The sequence below is a fragment of the Photobacterium sp. HL06 genome (assembly GCF_059552575.1).
The window spans coordinates 1999560-2018716 of the sequence record NZ_CM183914.1 but is presented as its reverse complement, the minus strand read 5'-3'; the positions used below and the strand labels follow the sequence as shown (position 1 = coordinate 2018716).

Sequence of the window (19157 nt, the reverse complement as noted above, 5' to 3'; positions counted from 1 at the left end):
ATTGCAATCTTATTTTTGTCGTCAAATTGGCCTTGTAAGCTTATAAGCATGAGCTATCACTATAGACTTTCAAATTCACAAGTATTATATATTCTAGTGTTCGTCCATAACTCCATGATTAGATTAGTTTTTAAACGCCTTTAACTAGATGGAGAGAGTATAGTGAAAAGAAGCGACCTAAACAGACGAACACTGATGAATATTATCCGGTTTCGTAAGCCGTATGTGGCTGAAGATTTTGAGATAACGTCATCTAAGCTGAAAGTCAGGAAAGATAGTTATAGCTTACGAAAAATCAAGCAGATAGAGTTAAGACAGCTGAGCCTCAAGGACAACCTGGTAAGGAGCTTATCGCTAGCTTTGGTGCTTTCGGCAGCTACCTGGGCTTTTGTCCCCCCGGCCGGTTTTTTGGTTTTTTTCATCAGCCTGCCTTTTGTACTTTTAACGTATAGAAGGTATGAGTTTCGAGCTGAGTTCCGGGCAACAGATGAGTCAGGAGACCAATGGGTACCAATAGTTCGTTGCTGTACAGAAGAAGAGTTTTACATTCTTAAGACTTTGCAATTAGAGCTTGAGGGCCGACTTTAAACAGTAAGGCTCGTCATTAATTGGCGAGCCTTTGTCTATCATCCACCAAAGCATTCATTATTGACCAGGCGGTACAGAAACACCTCTCCTTCTAGATTGATAACACCAGTTACATTTCATTGCATATAACAATATCATTATCTAACATTCAAGATGGTGATTGTCATTTTGCATCATAATGTGCCAGGAGGGCTTTTTTAATGATTGGTTCGCATGACTTTTTGGCATCAGTTCTTAATACAGTTACGGAACATATAGCCGTAATAGATAAGGAGGGAAACATACAATTTGTCAATAGCCGTTGGATTGAATTTGGTAAGAGCAACAACTGCTTAATTAATCGTTGGGAAGGCATCAATTATCTGAAAGTATGTGATGAAAGCGCGGTGAGTGGTGATGAATTTGGTCTAAAAGTAGCAGAAGGCATAAGAAAAGTAATAAACGCTGAACAAGAGTTATTTTTCTTTGAGTACCCGTGTCATAGTCTTGAAGAAAAAAGATGGTTCATTATGAGAGTCACATCTTTTATATCAGAGAGTGAGAATGATCACTATTACGTCATATCACATCAAAATATTACTGAGCGGAGACTTACTGAAGAGAAGGTATTAAACCTATCTCGCTTTGATGGTCTTACTAGCATACCCAATCGTAGGTATTTTGATGAATTTCTACATACTGAATGGAAGCGTTGTACGCGTCAAAAAATGCCGATAACGCTTGCTATTATTGATATAGACCATTTCAAGTTATTAAATGATACCTATGGGCATCAGGTGGGCGATGAGTGCCTAAGAGTCATCAGCTCTGTTCTTGAGAGGTTTACTAAGCGACCAAGCGATATATGCGCCAGATACGGTGGAGAAGAGTTTTCGATAGTGTTCGGCAATACCACTCTTGAAAGCTCATTAGATCTTATCAATAAGCTAAACGATGCGATTCGGGGATTAGAAATTCCCAATGAAAAATCACCCACCATGCCAATAGTTACTGCAAGTATCGGTCTGGCAACAATGTACCCTAATAATGAAACTGGTGAAGAAAATCTAATAAAAGCAGCAGACTTACTGCTTTACTCTGCTAAAGAAAGCGGTAGGAATCAGATTCATTTTAATCAAGTCGACCAATGATGACGCGATAGTCCGCCCATTAGACAGCTCGATCACGGACTTTTGCTCAGCCGTAGCTGCTCCCTGTCACTGATCATCCCCCCGATTTATAACGCGCCCGCGTTCATTGCACTCTTGCTGTCATAGATATAGGTATTCAACTTTGAAATGGTGTCAACCCAACGAATGCTTGACACTTCATTGTGTATCGTTAGGTCTTTACTCATTGGTTTTCTCTTGACAAAGAGTAAGGAAGGAATTTCATGCATAAAAAAACCTCGCCTTTCAGGCGAGGTTTTGGCGAGTTACATGAAAATACCATCATCAGGATGATACGCTTCGCTAATCCATTACTTTAAACACTAAAACTGGCAATTGCTTCATCCAGGTTTTTTGCTTGGCCAGCAACAGCACTGGCCGCCTGTGAATTCTCATGTACTGCATTCGAGTTATCGACAGTAATATCGCGAATTGACGTTACGTTACGGCTAATCTCCGCTGATGCAATACTTTGTTGCTCAACAGCTGCAGCAATCTGAGTGCTATCATCCAGTATCAACTGCACATCGCCCATAATTTGCTCAATTTTCAGTGCGGTATTGTCGACCTGTTCAACACTTTGCTCTCCTTGCTGACGGCAATGACCAATTTGTTCAACGACTAACTCCGTCTGTTTTTGAACCGAGGCAATGATGGATGAAATCTCTTCGGTTGATTGTTGAGTACGACCAGCAAGCGTTCGAACTTCATCAGCCACAACCGCAAACCCCCGGCCCTGCTCGCCCGCTCGAGCCGCTTCAATGGCCGCATTCAATGCCAGCAAGTTCGTTTGTTCTGCAATTCCACGGATCACATCCAAGACAGTACCAATGTTATCTGATAAACCTGACAAACTCGTCACTTCCTTACCTGCTCTGGTTAATTCACCAGATAAAGCACTAATAGACTCTTTCGTTGAGGTTATTTCAGTCAAACCGGCTTCTGCACCTTGATGGCTTCTCTCTGCGTTAGCAGCAGCACCTTCGGTTCGGGTCGCAATATCTCTGATAGTCTCGCCCATCTCAGTGATTGCTGTTGCCACCGAGTCTGTCTCTAACTGCTGTTGAGTCAATGCTGCCTCTGTCACCTGGCTGCTTTGTTGTAATTGCTCTGAGGCAGCACCCAATTCAGTGACCGACGATTGAACATTACCGATAAGCTGGCGCAGGCTAGACAATAAATCATTGAAATTAGATGCCATCTCAGCCAACTCGTCTTTACCGCTATCATCGGCAACACGAGTTAAGTCATGGCTGCGAGAGATCCCTGACATCAAGTTACTTAGGTTATTGATGCTACGTTGAATACCGTTACTGATAAGCAATGACAGCGCAGTTAACATGATAACCACTATCACAACAGAGACAGTAATTATGGTCATTACACGGTTTTTAGCCTCTTCATGTTCACCCCCTAGCTGAATTTCTAGCTCGGTAAACATTTTCTCAACGTCATGAGATGCTGCACGGATCTGGCCTCGCAAACCTTTATCATGAGCGAAGCCAATGAGTGTTTTTTGTTCAAAAATCTGATTAAGCGTATGATTAAAATTAGTAAGTTCAGATTCAAAGCCAGAGTTTCGAATACGACTAAGCCTATTGTACAAACCCTGATATTCATCAAAATATTGTAGGTCATTTGAAAACACAAAAAGCTCGGCTTTGAGAGCAAGCGTATAAATATTTTCTTTATTTAGATCATTATAATGGGCACGTTCAATCAAGCTATCAGTTTGTTCAAACAGGGTTTTATACAGCCCCTCAGAATGCTTCAAACCAAGAGTTTGGTAATCTCGTATCAACTCAAGATAGCTTGTTTTATAAATTTGCATCTTGGGCATTAGGTCTTTCAGTTGCGGTACATTTACAGCCAAATCATCCAGCTCAGCATTTAGAACCTTCACTTCATTCTCAAATGCAGAGTAGTTATCCAAAAATTTCTTTTGATATTTTAAGTCTAAACGTGCCAAGAAATCTTTTTCATTTCGACGTAGGTTAAGCAGTAAAACCTCTAATGATTGAACATCTGAAACTGTTTTATCAATCTTCATAATACGTTGATTTGCAAGACTTGTAGCCGCTAAAACCAACAACAAAGCAAGCACCGACAATCCCGTCAGGCAAAGCAATTTGTTCTTTATTTTCATCCTGTAAACACTCTTAACTACTCAATAATGGCAAATATGAAAGCGAGTAAACTTCATTGGTTAGTGGAAACGAAGTATGCACTAAAATGCATCAATACATTAACAACTCTTCATTGCTGTTAATAACAATAAGTCTCACCATTGTAATTTACCAGCAATATAACTAATAACAATATTTATAATCCAAAAACCAACATATAAACGATTACTTTAAGCGTTTTTCATATGGTTAGACCAGTAATTGTGCAGCCAATCAACCTTGTCTAAATTATAGGCACAAATAAAACAGACATTTTTATCCAGATAGTTAATAATACTTACAGTTCCGTTGTATATAAAAATATGGCATGTTAATTTACCCCGCCCAATGTTTTAAATGTGTAAATTAACCTTAACAATCAAAGATTAAGAAATAATACGCTACTCATAAAACAATCAGGTACACTCACAAAAAAACGCGTTAATAGCGATATCTATGAGTATTAGTGTTATTTTTCTGATGTATAAATCCGCCAACATCTACAAAATAACGCATTAAGGCAGTGCTGAGTCTGATTTCAAGATAACTTATGAAAGATAATATAGTTAAATCGTAAAAGCACTTGAGACAATAGCCTTGTTCGTACCTACCGTATCATGGGAAGACACTGTACTACTGAACATTCTTGACACATCTATCTCAATGAGCCAACCGGAAGGATTTACTTTGTCACAAAGATTTTCAGGCTCTGATGATTATGCATCAAATTCAAGCATTCTAATTGGGAATTATTTATCAAAGTTATCTATTAATGATATTGAAATGTTTTCAGAGCAGCTTTTACGCTCTGTAGTTGGTTTCCAAAATTATGAAATAATTCATTCCTGACCTGAAAGTTATTCGTGATTAGATGGCTACAAAATGAAAGTTACATTAAAAATCAAAACGACCATTAAATATGTGGTATTAGAAAAGAATGGCAATTATATTCGTTTGATATCAACTGGAGCTAACCAAGCTATAAATGATTCGTTAAAACCCATTGAACGCATTGCTGAATCAGTCATTTTAGTTCGTTGATAGCGACGACACTCAGCCGTCTTTGTTTTAAAAATCCTGCCCTTCATGCGACGTGATAAACGCCCGCCTAGAATCGGGCGGGCTACATCGATGAGCCATGTGTTACAACCACAATCAGTGATGGAAAGTGATGTTGATAAGACATTCTAATAGTGATTAACAAGCAGCGTTCAATAAGATTAATTTCTTTGAGCGGCAAATACTTGAGTCCAGTAAATACCATACTGTGCGCTTGAGTTAGTCACAAATGATGCTCCCATCTGAGTAAAATTGGCACTCATAATATTTTTACAGTGGCCAGGGCTATTTAACCAACTTGTCATTACCGCATTCACATCATTCTGACCCGCTGCAATATTTTCTCCTACTGCACGCCAGCTATAACCCTGGCTTGTTACTCGGTCACCTACACTTGATCCATCTTGGCCTGTATGACTAAAGAAGTTGTAGTTAGCCATATTACTAGAATGCACAAACGCAGCTTGCTCAAGATCGCTATCCCAAGTCAGTGGAGCTACCGCTGGCATCAATGTTCCTCCACAGTTATATCCAGTTGCCCGTGCTGCATTAACGGCTTCCAACATTTCCTGCTCAAGACCTGTTGCTGGATCTGGCGATGGAGCTGGTGCTGGATCTGGCGACGGAACTGGTGCTGGATCTGGCGACGGAACTGGTGCTGGATCTGGCGACGGAGCTGGCGACGGAGTTGGTGCTGGATCTGGCGACGGAGTTGGTGCTGGATCTGGCGACGGAGTTGGTGCTGGATCTGGCGACGGAGTTGGTGCTGGATCTGGCGACGGAGCTGGTGCTGAATCTGAGCCCCCATTACCAGAGTCAACAGAGCCCTGTTCAGTGCCACTATCCTCATTAGGATTTGATGGTGTTCCAATAAAATCACCGGAATTTGAAGTATCGCTTCCTGTGTTAGGGGCGCTCTCCTGTCCACTATCTGAGTCACCACCAGAACCACATCCTGAAATCAAGAACATAGAAACAAATAATAATGAGAATAATCGCATGGGTACTTCCAATTTAATCGTATTTATCCATTTAATATCAATCGATAATTTGAGTAGTTAAATACTATTCAAAAATATTTCATGATCCAAGAAAACTCCTTAGTGGAATTTTTAGCCGCTAATATAAAAGCACGGTTAATGTACTCGATAATGATTTCATGCATCAATGGCCGCTGTTCAAAAAAAGGACAATTTGACAAAGGTTTGACACATCCAGAAACAACTTCGGTCAACAAAGAATGTATCTTACTGAATTTATTAACTTTGATAGTGATAAGCTGATGTTTCATATAACAATAAACACATATTCATCGATATTATAAGGTCATTTTCAATCTAAGTGGCCAGGCAACGTTTCTATAATCTTCAATAGATAAGGGGGCAAGTAATACCCTTCTATTAATTGGTGAACCAACTTCTATTATTATTTCTTCATTAATTAAGAGCATAGAAGTATGTATCGAGGTGCCCCCTATTATTGTCTGTGAGCTACAATTCGTATTAATCATTAGTGTTGAAGTTGAACCAACTAGGAGATAGAAATGACCAATTCTAGTGAAGTCTACGATGCTATCGTGGCTGCAGACGCAGAATTTACGCGTATTTTCAGCTTGGGGGATGCTGCTGGTATTGCAGATCTCTATACGGAAGATGGGCAGTTTTTACTTCCTAATAATGACTTTGTGAAAGGTAGGCAAGCTATCCAGTCTACATTTCAAGCTCTTATGGATTCAGGCGTCAAAGCGGTCAAGTTGGAGGCCTTGGAAGTTGAGGGGTATGGCGATACAGCCTCGGAAGTTGGTAGGTACATTCTTGAAGGAGATGGCGGACAAGTCTTGGATAAGGGTAAGTTCATCGTCATTTGGAAACGTAAGGCTGGCCAATGGAAGCTTCATCGCGACATCATTAATTCTAGTTTGCCAGCACCTGAATAATCGTACAATAAAGTGACGGTTACACTTGCCGGTTTGGGTATTTGATACACTTATGCCCGGCGTCATAAGCAAAAGTGCCACCATAAATAGTGGCACTCAATCATTTCATTATTTGATGGTTACTTTTTCCACAACGATTGCTTCACATGGCACATCGTCATGGCCGAATTGTGAGGTTGTCTTCACTTTAGCAATTTCATTGACAACATCCATACCAGCAGTAACCTTGCCAAAGACTGCATAACCCCAACCTAAGTTAGTTGTAGCTGTGTGGTCAAGAAAATCATTATCATCTAAGTTAATAAAAAACTGGGCCGTAGCAGAGTGTGGCGCATCGGTACGTGCCATAGCGATAGTACCAATAACATTTTTAAGTCCACGATTAGCTTCGTTAGCAATAGCGTCACGTGTCGGCTTTTCTTGCATGCTTTGTGTATAGCCACCACCTTGTATCATGAAACCTTTGATTACACGGTGAAAAACCGTACCATCGTAGAAACCATCTTGGCAATATTTTAAAAAGTTTTTTGAGCTGACAGGCGCTTTGTCCATATTCAGTTCAATCGTGATATCGCCTAAGTTAGTGGTAAAAATTATCATACTAGCAGTAACCGTTATGGTATTAATTGAACGGTGCAGTATACGTAATCGGGGATTTAAACTGTAGTGCCAAATTCTGGCTTACGGCATAGTCAATAGTTGTGAGTGTTCTTATACAAAGGCATCAAGAGTGACGCGTTTCATCCGACAGTTTTACCTTATGGCGGCGTAATAAGGCCCAAATGTGAGTACTTTAGATGACAAATGATAAAAAATTCATGCTTAGAGCACTAGAGTTATCGAAGCAAGCTTTACCCTTATGTAGACCTAATCCTCCGGTTGGCTGCGTATTAGTCAAAAATGGCCACATTGTTAGTGAAGGTTTTACTCAAGAACCAGGTAAGCATCATGCTGAAGCGCATGCAATCTCAAAATACTCTGGGGATTTCAGTGGTATTACGGCCTATGTAACTCTTGAGCCATGTTCATTTGTCGGTCGCACTCCGTCTTGTGCAAACACATTAGCTCAGTTAGGTCTCAATCGTGTTGTGGTTGCCATTATCGACCCCGACCCTCGAAATAGTGGTAATGGTTTAGAGCTATTACGTCGTGCCAATGTGCAGGTAGATGTGGGTATTTGTCAAAAAGAAGTATCTGAATTCATCTCACAATACTTGGTGATATCATAAAGTTAATAACCTTACTGCTGGCATTGGGTTCAGATAGGGAGTTATTGTTGAGTATTCCAATTTTGTACAACAATAGCCAAACCATTTGCTGGACATATCGAAAAGCTACATCAACATTGCCTCAGTTTTGAGCCAGCTACAGTTTCATAGCTGGCCGAATAACCAAGATCACTGGTCTACGTTTTTTTTCTCAAGATCATGCAAGTAGCTGTCGCATGAGCGTAAATATTTCCCTCAGTGTCTTTTAGAATACCCTCAGAGATACCGAGAGAATTGGAAACATTTATCACTTTCCCTTCTGCAACAAGGGTCTTGTTTTTGGGGATTGCTTTTAGCATTTTTATATTTAGATCAACAGTCCCGTACCCTACTCCAGGCTCAAGAACCGTATGAACAGCACACCCTGTTACCGAATCCATTACCGTTGCCGAAAACCCACCATGGACACCTCCCAGTGGATTTAAGTGGCGCTCATCTGCAGATGCCTGAAACACCACTTTTCCATGTTCTACAGATACCACCTCCATTGGGATAGTATCAGCAATAGAAGGAGGAGGAACTTGGCCTTTAGCTATAGCTTGCATTACTTCAAGACCTGACATTGTTGATATCGACATGAATTAATTCCTTTTAATTTCTTATTAAGACTGGATGACAAATGTATAGCTTGGAGTTATGTGTTTTTACTTACTCATTAGACCAGTAAGCAGCAAGTATTTCCACCGCTATCCCTGATTTAAACCAAGCTCTTTTTGCTTTCTTTTTGTAAGGCCCAACGACACAATCCGATGTGACTCTTTGAGGTAATACATTAATTCTTCATCTCTTTCTTTTAAACTCTCGTATTGTTGTATCCACTTCATTCCTCGAGAGGCAAAATATGGTGCTGGTTTATAACCGGTATGCTCACTTAAAAAAGCAAAATTAAGATCTGATGTCTTAAAGATGAAAGCCGGACTGTTATTTTGCCCCAAACCACCAATAGCGAAAACTTTACCGCCCACTTTCCATACATGAGAATTGTTCCATTGAACTACATAAGTAGTAGCCGGTAATGAATTACAGAATTCATTATACTCATCATAAGTCATGCTAACGCTCCTCTTACCTCATAGCGCCCTATTCAATAGCCCAAAAGGCAATCACATAATCTAACTTAACCCCGCTTTGGGGACAAACACTGTCGCTTCATTATAAAACTCACACAATTATCTCCATCTTTGGGGCTTCGATCACATCTAATCTCTCATCAGGCTTCCTACTCCGGTCTAAACTAGCATCATGATTACATGCTAATCTCAGTGGTTTGATATTAATATGAAACGTTTGGCTCTGATGTTTGATTAAAGGGAATTATTAAATGATGCTAGAAACGTCTCGCCTTCAAATTCGGAAGTTTGAATCATCTGATTATGAACACGTTCTTGAGTATATGACAGATGGTGTTGCAACCTATTACTTAGGTGAAGGCCAACTCTCAGCCGACCAAGTCATTGACTTCATAGCGAACAATTCAGGAGATAAAGCTAAAGCATTCCCTGTGATAGACAAATCCTGTCTAGCATTAATTGGCCACATTGAGTTTTACCCTTGGTTTGATAATCATACCTATGAAATTGGCTGGATCATCAACCCAAGGTTCCAAGGCCAAAGCTATGGTTACGAAGCCGCTAAGGCAGTGCTCAATTATGGATTTACTCAATTAAATCTTCACCGAGTCGTCGCAACTTGCCAGCCTGAGAATCTACCGTCGTACCGCTTAATGAGGAAGTTAGGCATGGTGAGAGAAGGCCATTTCCGACAGTGTATTCCTAGGGATAACGGTGTCTGGTGGGATGAGTATTTCTTTTCCATGTTAAAGTCAGATCATGCCAGCTTAGCCCGGTAAGATGGTATAACAGAGCAACACAGCAAAACTGAGGTAGCCTATGTCTTGCTGTGGCTAAAAGTGGCGATTTCTCCTGTCTTGATTGCTTTGAGAATTGTGAGTGCAGGTAAATCCATTAGAGGTAATCTTGAGCTATTTCGCTACGAAAAATGTCATCAGTACAAGATACAAGGTTGTCAATTAAGGCTTACAGTACTTTTTAGCCCTTTTTATAAAAGGATTGATTAATGGATGAGATTAAACTTGTTCATCTTTATGACGTTAAAGAAGAGCAAATTATCGATCTAATGAATGATGAGATGGTAGGTAAGCATCTATCCTTACTTACTCAACGCTTTTCAAGCGAAGACTGTCGTAATTTTTTGTCAGCAAAACAGCAGCTTTGGGACGAGCATGGGTTTGGTCCTTGGGCTTTCTTGATCAACGGTGAGTTTGCCGGCTGGGGAGGCCTACAACCAGAGCATGGAGAGGCCGATTTTGCTCTTGTTCTACATCCTAAATTCTGGGGATGGGGGCGTAAAATATTTAATATCATAAAAGATAAGGCATTTAATCAATTGGACGTTAATTCCATAACGATACTGTTCCCTCCAAGCAGATTGAATTCAAAAGCTATAACTCGCCTAGGATTTATTAAGGACGGCCAGTTGACTATTGATGGAGAGCTTTTTATCAGATTCCGTCTAACTAAACCTGATAGCCAATGATACCACTACGCCACTTCAACGTTAGTTGACGCATCACACTTGACGGATTTGGTTGGGGCTCATATGGAGAGTTGTCATAATGCTTAAATATATCGCTAAAGGTGTGCATATCCTGTTGTGGTTAACAATAGCTGTTTCTCCTATGTTGGTTGGTCTCTTTTTAGCCGCATTATACTGTATTGTTCGTGACGAGATTAATATCAGTGTCATAGCTAGTTTTATCGGGGTGGGATTGGTTGCAGGAATAATATGGGCTGAAGAAACACGGAGAACTGTTGGACTCTTAAATTTTCATGCTCGGATAATTGGTAACTCAGAAATTGATGGTTCACGAATGAAATAATTTTGCATTCACTGCAAGAATGGTCGAACTACCGCAAATTAAAAGGAAAACACCATGCAGAAGTACCAATACCGCCTGTATTTTTCAAAATGCGAGTAGGTTACGCCACATGATGAGATCGAAACTGAAAGATTCGAACCCAGTGATTTAGGCTCGTCTAATATCTATCTATAAAGCAGTTCTCGGTGCACGTCCTGACAGTTTTGATGGGCAGTTCTTTCGATTCAGTACAAGAGAAAAATCCCAAAAATTCGATGGAATGTACTCGCTAAGGAATAAGAGACCCATTACCATATATGCCAGACTAATTTAAAGAAGTAATAATGTATGTCCTTTCCTCCCTGCCCAAAATGCAAATCTGAATTCGTTTACCAAGATCAAAACCATTTGATCTGCCCCGAATGTGCACATGAATGGAACCCGTCGGAAGCCCCTATCGAAGAAGGCTCGTTGACCATAAAAGATGCCAACGGAACGCTGTTAGAAGAAGGTGACAAGGTCACACTAGTTAAAGATCTTAAAGTAAAAAGCAGTTCTCAGGTGCTTAAGATTGGTACTAAAGCAGTTATTAGGCGAATAGTCGAAGGAAAGGATCACCAACTAGACTGCAAAGTGGACGGCGCAGGCGAAATGATGGTGACAGCGAAGTTTGTGAAGAGAGCCTGAGTGAACTTAGGGAAAGCAATAAGAGCATTGCTGATATTACAAATGTCATAACAGTAAAGCGGCCAGCAGCCCTATGTAATCTTTACCCAATTCGCAATCCAGACAAAGGTATGAAATGCGCAATTCATTACGAGAAAAAGTCGTCAACGTATGTACTAAGAAAATTGAGCAAAAGGGCGACAACGTAGGTGTTTCTTTTTATGCCTTCTTCGCTAATAAAAATGACGCCCCAGAGTTGCTGATGGAAGCTGCAACCTGGTGGATACAAAAACATGAGCTAGACCATTTTGAGAAAGCGAAGAAAATCATAGCCATGATAGAGGCAGGTAAGTAGCGAGTGGACACAGTAATAACACGAATAACAGCCACAATTGTCCCTCCAGATTAGGACAATTGTGGAATAGTTACGTAAAACTTACTGGCATCAGGCGCAGGAATCCGTATCATACACGCCACAACCTTTCTGTCGGTCAACCCGATAGTTAAAGCACCAATTATAGTTGGAAAAATGAGACAGCCGTGTGGTCGTTGACCAGTTCAGTACCGAAGTACACCTACCCGATTAGGTTTCTAAGGGCTTACTGAAATGCCCCATTTTTCAAAGAGAGACCGAGAATGAGTGAAACTCAAGAACTGACTAAAGCCCAGCAATACAACTTTAACAAACTACAAAAGAAAATCCGTCGTAATACCGGCCAGGCTATTGCCGATTTCAACATGATTGAAGACGGTGACCGTATTATGGTTTGTCTATCTGGTGGTAAAGACAGCTACACCATGCTGGAGATGCTGAGCAGCCTGAAGAAAAGTGCGCCTATTCACTTTGATCTAGTTGCCGTCAACCTTGATCAGAAACAACCAGGTTTCCCTGAGCACATTTTGCCTGAATACCTTGATAGCCTTGGCGTCGAGTACAAAATCGTTAACGAAGATACTTACTCTATCGTTAAAGAAAAAGTACCAGAGGGCAAAACTACCTGCTCACTATGTTCACGACTTCGCCGCGGTATCCTTTACCGTACAGCAAAAGAGCTTGGCGCAACGAAAATCGCCCTGGGCCACCACCGCGATGACATGCTGGAAACTTTGTTCCTAAACATGTTCTACGGCGGAAAAATGAAAGGCATGCCACCAAAGCTTGTCTCTGATAATGGCGAACATGTTGTTATCCGTCCGCTGGCTTATTGCCGCGAAAAAGACATTGAACGTTACAGCGAAATGAAAGACTTCCCTATCATTCCATGTAACCTATGCGGCTCTCAGCCAAACATGCAGCGCCAGATCATCAAAGAGATGCTACGTGGTTGGGATAAATCTCACCCTGGCCGTATCGAAACGATGTTTACTGCGATGCAAAACGTCGTGCCATCTCACCTGGCGGATTTCGACCTGTTCGATTTCAAGACTATCAACCGTGATTCAGGCGCTATCGACGGCGGTGATATTGCGTTTGATAAGCAAGAAATCCCTGTGGCGCCAATTTCAGCTGAAGCGGTATCAGAGTTTGATCCTGGTGAGCAGCTTAATGTTGTCCAAGTAAACTAATCTTATGAAAAGAGCCGCAAAAGCGGCTCTTTTTTAATCTTCAAAAAAACTAAAGGCTTACTTAAACAAGCCCATGAAAAACAGCTTGATGTAGTCAAACAACCTACTGATAAAACCGCCCTGTTCTACAGTTTCTAAGGCTATCAGAGGCACTTCAGAGATATCTTCGCCATCAACCTGATAGAAAATCTTGCCAACAATGTCACCTTTGCTAATTGGTGCAACCAAATCATCATTTAACTCGACATTGGCTGTTAGCTTCTTGGCATTATTCCGTGACAATGTCACATAAGAATCAGCCTCTGTACCGAGAGAGATGGAATCAGCCGTTCCCATCCACACTCGCTCATTCAGTACTTCATCACCCTGTTTATGTGGTGAAACTGTCTCAAAAAAACGGAAACCATAATTTAGGAGCTGTTTACTTTCAGCTTCTCGGCTTTTCGCACTCTTCGACCCCATCACCACCGAGACCAAACGCATATCACCCTGGGTTGCAGAACTGGCCAAGCTATAGCCTGCACCACTGGTATAGCCCGTTTTCATCCCATCGACATTCATGCTTTTGTCTGCCAATAAGCCATTACGGTTTCGTTGAGTGATTTTGTTATAGGTAAATGATCGTTCGCTATACAGTGAGTAAATATCAGGTAAGTCAGTAATTAACGCTCGACCTAATAGAGCAATATCATAAGGTGTAGAGTAAAGAGAATTGTTATCCAAACCATGCGGGTTAGCAAAAGAGCTATTGTTCATATTCAACTTTTTTGCCCATGAGTTCATCAAGCTAACGAATGCCCCTTCTGAACCAGCAACATGCTCAGCAATCGCGACACTGGCATCGTTGCCTGATTGAATAATCAAGCCACGATATAAATCCATCATGTTCACTTCGGTATTAACTTCAATGAACATCTTTGAGGAATCTGGGAAGTTCCTAGCCCAGGCATTACGGCTGATCACAACAAGGTCATCTTTATTGATATTGCCGCTTTTCATCTCTTGTCCGGCAACATAGCTTGTCATCAGTTTTGTTAAGCTGGCCGGATTGAGCTGTTCATGGGCATTTTTTTTAACAAGCACCTGCCCGGTATGATAGTCCATCAAGACATACCCTTTCGCACCGAGTGAAGGCGCGTCAGGAATGACGGTAGGAGCCGCAAAAGTCGTAGCAGAAAACAAAACCGTACTTGCGAGTAAAGCGTTAAATTTGGAATTCTTATGCATGATGATGTAACTAGCCCTCTTTGGTGATGCAAGCAGTATAACCAGCAGCCATTTCAAAGCTTGCGACCTTTACGAAGTCTTACGATATTGTAAATTCAGTTACACATATCGCTCGCCATTGACACTTATCAATATCATACCTGTTTACTGTTTTCAGCAATTTCGAATGAATTTTGAACGCTTATAAACAAAAGTCTGTTTCCGTAACACACTACGCGAACATACAAGTCGATACCTTCAATCCATACCCCCCCATTTGAGTGCTAGAAGTTGAAAGTTGCGCTTTTTTAACTCAACCCGATGCTTTCCACTCAAAACAACAAGAAAAGGCGTTAACATAATTAACCAAATAGCAACCTCGCCAGCCTTTCATGACATGGCATTCATGCTATGTAATAGGCTTTGTTTAGCGAAATCGCTTTTTTTCTTCCTGTACCATTTTTAATTCAGACAAAAACTTTTATGCTAGCTAGTTACACCTTTAAGGAGATTTATCTGTAAGGTGGCAGTCAACATAAGGATAGGTAATGACTTTCTACAAAAAATTAGAACAACATCACCAGAAGCTTTCCAAGCTCGCTCATCTAAGCGCTATCTGTGGCTGGGATCAGGCTGCAATGATGCCCGAAGGTGGCAATGAAGCGCGCTCTGAAGCAATGGCCGAACTTGCGGTTATGCATCATGAGCTGGCAACTGCGCCTCATCTAGCAGAATGGTTTGAACAAGCTGAAGCAGAGTCATTAACCAAAGAGCAGGCCATTAGCCTAAAAGAAATGAAGCGCTCATGGCAGATGAACAACTTGTTACCTGCCGAGTTGGTTGAACAGAAATCTCTTGCTGGATCTAAATGCGAACACGCTTGGCGCTCACAAAGAGCTGAAAATAACTGGCATGAGTTCAGCAAAAATTTGGAAGTCGTGGTTGAACTATCTCGCCAGGAAGCACAAATTCGATCAGAGGCGACAGGCTTAAGCCGCTATGATGCATTACTGGACATCTACGAGCCAGGAATGACAACCACCGAACTTGATCAGCTATTTAGTGAAGTAAAAAGCTGGTTACCAAGCTTAATTCAGCAAGTGCGTGAAAAACAAAACACTGAAAAAGTGATCACGCCAGTCGGCCCTTTCCCGATTGAACAGCAAAAGACGCTAAGTCTTGAAGTGATGACAAAGCTTGGCTTTGATTTTAATCACGGACGATTGGATGCCAGTGTGCACCCTTTTTGTGGCGGCGTCCCTACCGATGTCCGTATTACAACCCGCTACGATGAAGACGATTTCACTTCGGCACTAATGGGAGTGATCCACGAAACGGGCCATGCTCGCTACGAGCAAGGATTACCCACTCAATGGCATGGCCTACCTGTTGGTGAAGCCCGCTCGATGGGTATTCATGAGTCACAAAGCCTATTTTTTGAGATGCAGCTTTCACGCAGCGAGCCATTCATCGAGCTCCTCTCTCCGATGGCTTCTGAAACATTCGGGCCCCAAGACGCACTAAAAACCAAAAACCTGGCACTGTTTAACACTCGCGTTAAGCCTGGTTATATTCGAGTGGATGCTGATGAAGTCACCTACCCTGCCCACGTCATCCTGCGATACGAGATCGAGCGCGACTTGATTGAAGGCAATATCGAGGTTGCTGATATTCCAGAACTTTGGGATAAAAAAATGACAGAGTATCTGGGACTATCAACTAAAGGTAACTACATTGACGGTTGTATGCAGGATATTCACTGGACTGACGGTAGTTTTGGCTACTTCCCATCATATACTTTAGGCGCTATGTATGCCGCTCAGTTCATGGCTGCCATGCGTAAAGAGATGAATGTCGAGAACCTGATCCGCGAGCGTAACCTACAGCCGATCTTCAACTGGCTGGATAAACATGTGTGGAAAAAAGCATCAACGGTATCGACCGACCAATTACTGATTGAAGCAACAGGTGAAAGATTGAATGCTAAGTACTTTAAGCAGCATTTGATAGATCGTTACTTTGGCTAGCTATACACCCTAACAAGCCATTAACCACCCTTTAACCTTTCAAAAGAAAACGTCGCATGAAGTTTTTAGAGTGTGACGTTTCTCAGAACCAATTATGGTCTTTATACACATAACAAGGGTGTTCCACCGGCAAAAGTTAAAAAAACAAATTTATTGTCCGAAAATGCTTGACCACTTCAAATAGCTCACTTTGCTTTTGGCTCGTATACGCCCCATGATCTCACGGGCGCATACGGTTAATCTAAGTAGTATAAAGAAGTCATACCTCAAAGAAAGCAAGTTCATTTTTTTGAGTTTCAGACAGTTTTTTCAGTTCTGCTGAAGCCTCCAGTGTATGGTTAACTGCCGATACGTTCTGTTGAACCAACTCAAAAGTCTGAGCCGTGTTTCGGGATATATCTTCTGTTACAACATGTTGCTGTTGTGAGGATGTTGCGACAAGAGCATTAATGTCCGAAATAGACTCTACCGCCAACGAGATATCTTCAAAAGCTAATTTAATATGATCTGCAAGTTGTACCGACTCTGCAATTAGTTCGACATTTTGCTTCATATTATGGTTAGCTTTTTCAGATTGCAGCTGAAGTTTTTCAATTATTTCTTGGATACTTATTGTCGACTCTTGAGTTTTTAATGCTAAATTTCGAACTTCATCGGCAACAACAGCAAAACCACGACCATTTTCACCTGCTCGTGCAGCCTCAATCGCTGCATTCAAGGATAATAAATTGGTTTGATCAGAAATAGTATTAATCACTTCGATCACAGAACCAATTTCCACAGCGAATTCTCTCAATTCCTGTAACAATAACGCTGTTTCAGCAACAGAGGAATTAATATCATTAGTTAGAACAATATTCTTCTCTAATGTAGATTTACCATTGGTAATATTACTCTGAGCATTTCTGGTTTCTTCTTCAGCTAAAACAGCTTTATTGCTAACTTCCATTGAAGTTGTTGAAAGCTCACTTATTGCAGTTGATATTTCCTCAACTTGAATTAACTCTTGTTGAGCGTTACTTAATGTGTCATTCATAACAGTATTTAATTCTTGAGATGCAGATGCTACATCTTCAGATATGTTATGAGACTTTTTAATAAGTCCAGAAAGTTGACTGGATAGTATGCCCAAAGAATGGTATACGCCAGTTTCATTTCCTCTTTGAACAAGATCAAGTGTTAAATTACCTCCAGCCATTTTTTTCATTAACAACGCAATCTCTTCTGGCGCACCACCTACAGGTTTAAGTATCAGTTTATCAACGATGACAAGTAAGATAATAGTAGCAACAACAAGACTAATACCAGCGATAAATAAAGATGATACTAGTTGTTCATCTGCACTCTCTTCAATTACGCTATCCCTAACAAAAGAAACGTAACCCCAACCATTTACATCTAACTTCCCCCAAAAAGCGGTAAAGTCAATGTCTTTACCGTCAACCTTAGCACTATATGATAACTCGGGGTTACTGTGACTAAACTGTTTATACAAAGGGCGCTCTTGATAAATATTTTTTCCTACAAGTGCTGGATATGGAGATATGAGAATTTTTCCATCTTGACTAAACATAAAAATATTATTTTTTCTAGCTGCCTCCGCCAGTAACTGTTTTGAATATACAGATATAATTACTGCAGTTGAGTCATCAATCTTAGACGCCAGAACTGAGATTTCTTTACCAGAAACAGCAGACTTAAACGTATTGGATGCAAATGAACTTTTTCCTTTATTGAAAATGGCATCATAATAAGAGCGGTTTAAACCCTTAACATTGAAGTTAAGTTTTTCACCCAGGACATTATAAATGCCTCCCTCATCATCAATAATATAAACACCCTCACTTTCATCCTTATAAGCTCTAGATAGCGGTGCTAATTGCTGAGTAACATGCACTGACAAACCATTGCTAGTAATATCAGCAGTTGATGCATCAATTGATGAAAGCATAGTAAAATAGCTATTGAGCTTTTCTAATATCACTGTTTCAACAACTAAGTTCTGCTCGCGTAGGATTTGTTTATTTAATTTTACACTTTCAGATTTAAATGCTAAGAAGTTTAATAAAACAATAGCCATAACTATCAAAATAATTATTGTAATAAATGGCAATATTACTTGTAATTTAAATTTATTCATAACCAATAGCTGAAGTTATTTCAAATGAAGTTGGATTGATATTCAAAACCTCGAAGTTTCAAGGTGTAATCATTGTAAATAAAGCGTTTTAGATTACTCTATTTTTTTAAAATATTGTATTTCGCAACCAAATCCTTTAGTTCCCCAGATAAACTAGCGATGATATTAGTTGAAGCTCCAGTCCGGTTCACGGCAACTGTATTTTATTAATACTCTCAGCTACCGTACATTGCCTTTCGGGTGCACTGGAAGATTGAATACTCATATCATTCATTACACTGATTGCATTCGTAATTGCCTACATCATTAGCCTACCCCGCACCTTGTACCGCTTGATCTTTACCTTGATTCATTATCGTGACCATGCTTTGTGTACCTACTAGAAGTTGTTCTATAGTATTTTGAATACTTGGGTATGACGAGCAAGTGAACGAAATTTATCGACCACAACAGCAACACGACCTTGATTACCTGCCCAAGCAGCTTCAATTGCAGTATTTAGTGCCAGAA

At 40.7% G+C, this 19157-nt stretch carries 21 protein-coding genes; 12 read left to right on the top strand and 9 right to left on the bottom strand.

The genetic code is table 11. From position 1 onward, the window contains the following. Positions 1-162: 162 nt before the first annotated feature. Positions 163-588, top strand: coding sequence for a hypothetical protein (locus AC51G0_RS09445; RefSeq protein ID WP_496301793.1), 426 nt, complete (start codon positions 163-165; stop codon positions 586-588). A gap of 200 nt (positions 589-788) precedes the next feature. Further along, complete coding sequence (locus AC51G0_RS09440) at positions 789-1718, top strand: sensor domain-containing diguanylate cyclase (RefSeq protein ID WP_496301792.1); 930 nt, start codon at positions 789-791, stop codon at positions 1716-1718. Between the two features lie 334 nt (positions 1719-2052). On the opposite strand, the gene AC51G0_RS09435 is transcribed toward AC51G0_RS09440, so the two are convergent. After that, positions 2053-3882, bottom strand: a complete 1830-nt coding sequence (locus AC51G0_RS09435; RefSeq protein WP_496301791.1) for a methyl-accepting chemotaxis protein — start codon at positions 3880-3882, stop codon at positions 2053-2055. A 901-nt stretch (positions 3883-4783) separates the two neighbouring features. On the opposite strand from AC51G0_RS09435, the gene AC51G0_RS09430 reads away from it, so the two are divergent. Next, positions 4784-4942, top strand: a complete 159-nt coding sequence (locus AC51G0_RS09430; RefSeq protein ID WP_496301790.1) for a hypothetical protein — start codon at positions 4784-4786, stop codon at positions 4940-4942. Between the two features lie 179 nt (positions 4943-5121). Here AC51G0_RS09430 and AC51G0_RS09425 read toward each other — a convergent pair whose 3' ends face one another. Both AC51G0_RS09425 and AC51G0_RS09420 read right to left on the bottom strand, forming a co-directional pair. Further along, positions 5122-5469: a CAP domain-containing protein gene (locus AC51G0_RS09425; RefSeq protein WP_496301789.1), complete on the bottom strand. Its 348-nt coding sequence runs from the start codon at positions 5467-5469 to the stop codon at positions 5122-5124. Further along, the gene (locus AC51G0_RS09420; RefSeq protein WP_496301788.1) at positions 5469-5801 is read right to left on the bottom strand and encodes a hypothetical protein; all 333 of its coding nucleotides are present in this window, start codon (positions 5799-5801) and stop codon (positions 5469-5471) included. Before AC51G0_RS09420 ends, AC51G0_RS09425 begins: the two co-directional genes overlap by 1 nt. A gap of 702 nt (positions 5802-6503) precedes the next feature. Between AC51G0_RS09420 and AC51G0_RS09415 the strand changes: the two genes are divergently transcribed. Further along, positions 6504-6896 (top strand): YybH family protein, encoded by a 393-nt coding sequence (locus AC51G0_RS09415; RefSeq protein WP_496301787.1) that lies wholly within the window; start codon positions 6504-6506, stop codon positions 6894-6896. Positions 6897-7004: 108 nt separating this feature from the next. Here AC51G0_RS09415 and AC51G0_RS09410 read toward each other — a convergent pair whose 3' ends face one another. After that, positions 7005-7496: a peptidylprolyl isomerase gene (locus AC51G0_RS09410; protein WP_496301786.1), complete on the bottom strand. Its 492-nt coding sequence runs from the start codon at positions 7494-7496 to the stop codon at positions 7005-7007. Positions 7497-7693: 197 nt separating this feature from the next. On the opposite strand from AC51G0_RS09410, the gene AC51G0_RS09405 reads away from it, so the two are divergent. Then, positions 7694-8125, top strand: a complete 432-nt coding sequence (locus AC51G0_RS09405) for a bifunctional diaminohydroxyphosphoribosylaminopyrimidine deaminase/5-amino-6-(5-phosphoribosylamino)uracil reductase RibD (protein WP_496301785.1) — start codon at positions 7694-7696, stop codon at positions 8123-8125. Between the two features lie 176 nt (positions 8126-8301). Here AC51G0_RS09405 and AC51G0_RS09400 read toward each other — a convergent pair whose 3' ends face one another. After that, positions 8302-8742 carry a PaaI family thioesterase gene (locus tag AC51G0_RS09400; RefSeq protein WP_496301784.1) on the bottom strand — a complete coding sequence of 147 codons (441 nt, stop codon included), beginning with the start codon at positions 8740-8742 and terminating at the stop codon, positions 8302-8304. A gap of 108 nt (positions 8743-8850) precedes the next feature. Further along, on the bottom strand, positions 8851-9216 hold the full coding sequence (locus AC51G0_RS09395; RefSeq protein WP_496301783.1) for an MmcQ/YjbR family DNA-binding protein: 366 nt from the start codon (positions 9214-9216) through the stop codon (positions 8851-8853). Positions 9217-9485: 269 nt separating this feature from the next. Between AC51G0_RS09395 and AC51G0_RS09390 the strand changes: the two genes are divergently transcribed. The 6 genes from AC51G0_RS09390 to ttcA all read left to right on the top strand — a co-directional run bounded on the left by AC51G0_RS09390 (position 9486) and on the right by ttcA (position 13274). Then, a complete protein-coding gene (locus AC51G0_RS09390; RefSeq protein ID WP_496301782.1) occupies positions 9486-10013 on the top strand; it encodes a GNAT family N-acetyltransferase in 528 nt (175 codons plus the stop codon). Between the two features lie 227 nt (positions 10014-10240). After that, positions 10241-10720, top strand: a complete 480-nt coding sequence (locus AC51G0_RS09385) for a GNAT family N-acetyltransferase (RefSeq protein ID WP_496301781.1) — start codon at positions 10241-10243, stop codon at positions 10718-10720. A 79-nt stretch (positions 10721-10799) separates the two neighbouring features. Continuing rightward, positions 10800-11063, top strand: coding sequence for a hypothetical protein (locus AC51G0_RS09380; protein WP_496301780.1), 264 nt, complete (start codon positions 10800-10802; stop codon positions 11061-11063). Between the two features lie 327 nt (positions 11064-11390). Next, positions 11391-11729 (top strand): zinc ribbon domain-containing protein YjdM, encoded by a 339-nt coding sequence (locus AC51G0_RS09375; protein WP_496301779.1) that lies wholly within the window; start codon positions 11391-11393, stop codon positions 11727-11729. 115 nt (positions 11730-11844) lie between these two features. Then, entirely contained in the window at positions 11845-12063 is a 219-nt protein-coding gene (locus AC51G0_RS09370; protein WP_496301778.1) for a DUF6500 family protein, read from the top strand. A 281-nt stretch (positions 12064-12344) separates the two neighbouring features. After that, positions 12345-13274 carry a tRNA 2-thiocytidine(32) synthetase TtcA gene (gene ttcA, locus AC51G0_RS09365; RefSeq protein ID WP_496301777.1) on the top strand — a complete coding sequence of 310 codons (930 nt, stop codon included), beginning with the start codon at positions 12345-12347 and terminating at the stop codon, positions 13272-13274. Between the two features lie 57 nt (positions 13275-13331). Here ttcA and AC51G0_RS09360 read toward each other — a convergent pair whose 3' ends face one another. Beyond that, positions 13332-14501: a serine hydrolase gene (locus AC51G0_RS09360; protein ID WP_496301776.1), complete on the bottom strand. Its 1170-nt coding sequence runs from the start codon at positions 14499-14501 to the stop codon at positions 13332-13334. Between the two features lie 527 nt (positions 14502-15028). On the opposite strand from AC51G0_RS09360, the gene AC51G0_RS09355 reads away from it, so the two are divergent. Next, the gene (locus tag AC51G0_RS09355) at positions 15029-16507 is read left to right on the top strand and encodes a carboxypeptidase M32 (protein ID WP_496301775.1); all 1479 of its coding nucleotides are present in this window, start codon (positions 15029-15031) and stop codon (positions 16505-16507) included. 259 nt (positions 16508-16766) lie between these two features. Here AC51G0_RS09355 and AC51G0_RS09350 read toward each other — a convergent pair whose 3' ends face one another. Together AC51G0_RS09350 and AC51G0_RS09345 are read right to left on the bottom strand one after the other, a co-directional pair. Then, complete coding sequence (locus AC51G0_RS09350) at positions 16767-18647, bottom strand: methyl-accepting chemotaxis protein (RefSeq protein WP_496301774.1); 1881 nt, start codon at positions 18645-18647, stop codon at positions 16767-16769. Between the two features lie 391 nt (positions 18648-19038). Beyond that, complete coding sequence (locus AC51G0_RS09345) at positions 19039-19137, bottom strand: hypothetical protein (protein ID WP_496301913.1); 99 nt, start codon at positions 19135-19137, stop codon at positions 19039-19041. Positions 19138-19157 lie beyond the last annotated feature (20 nt).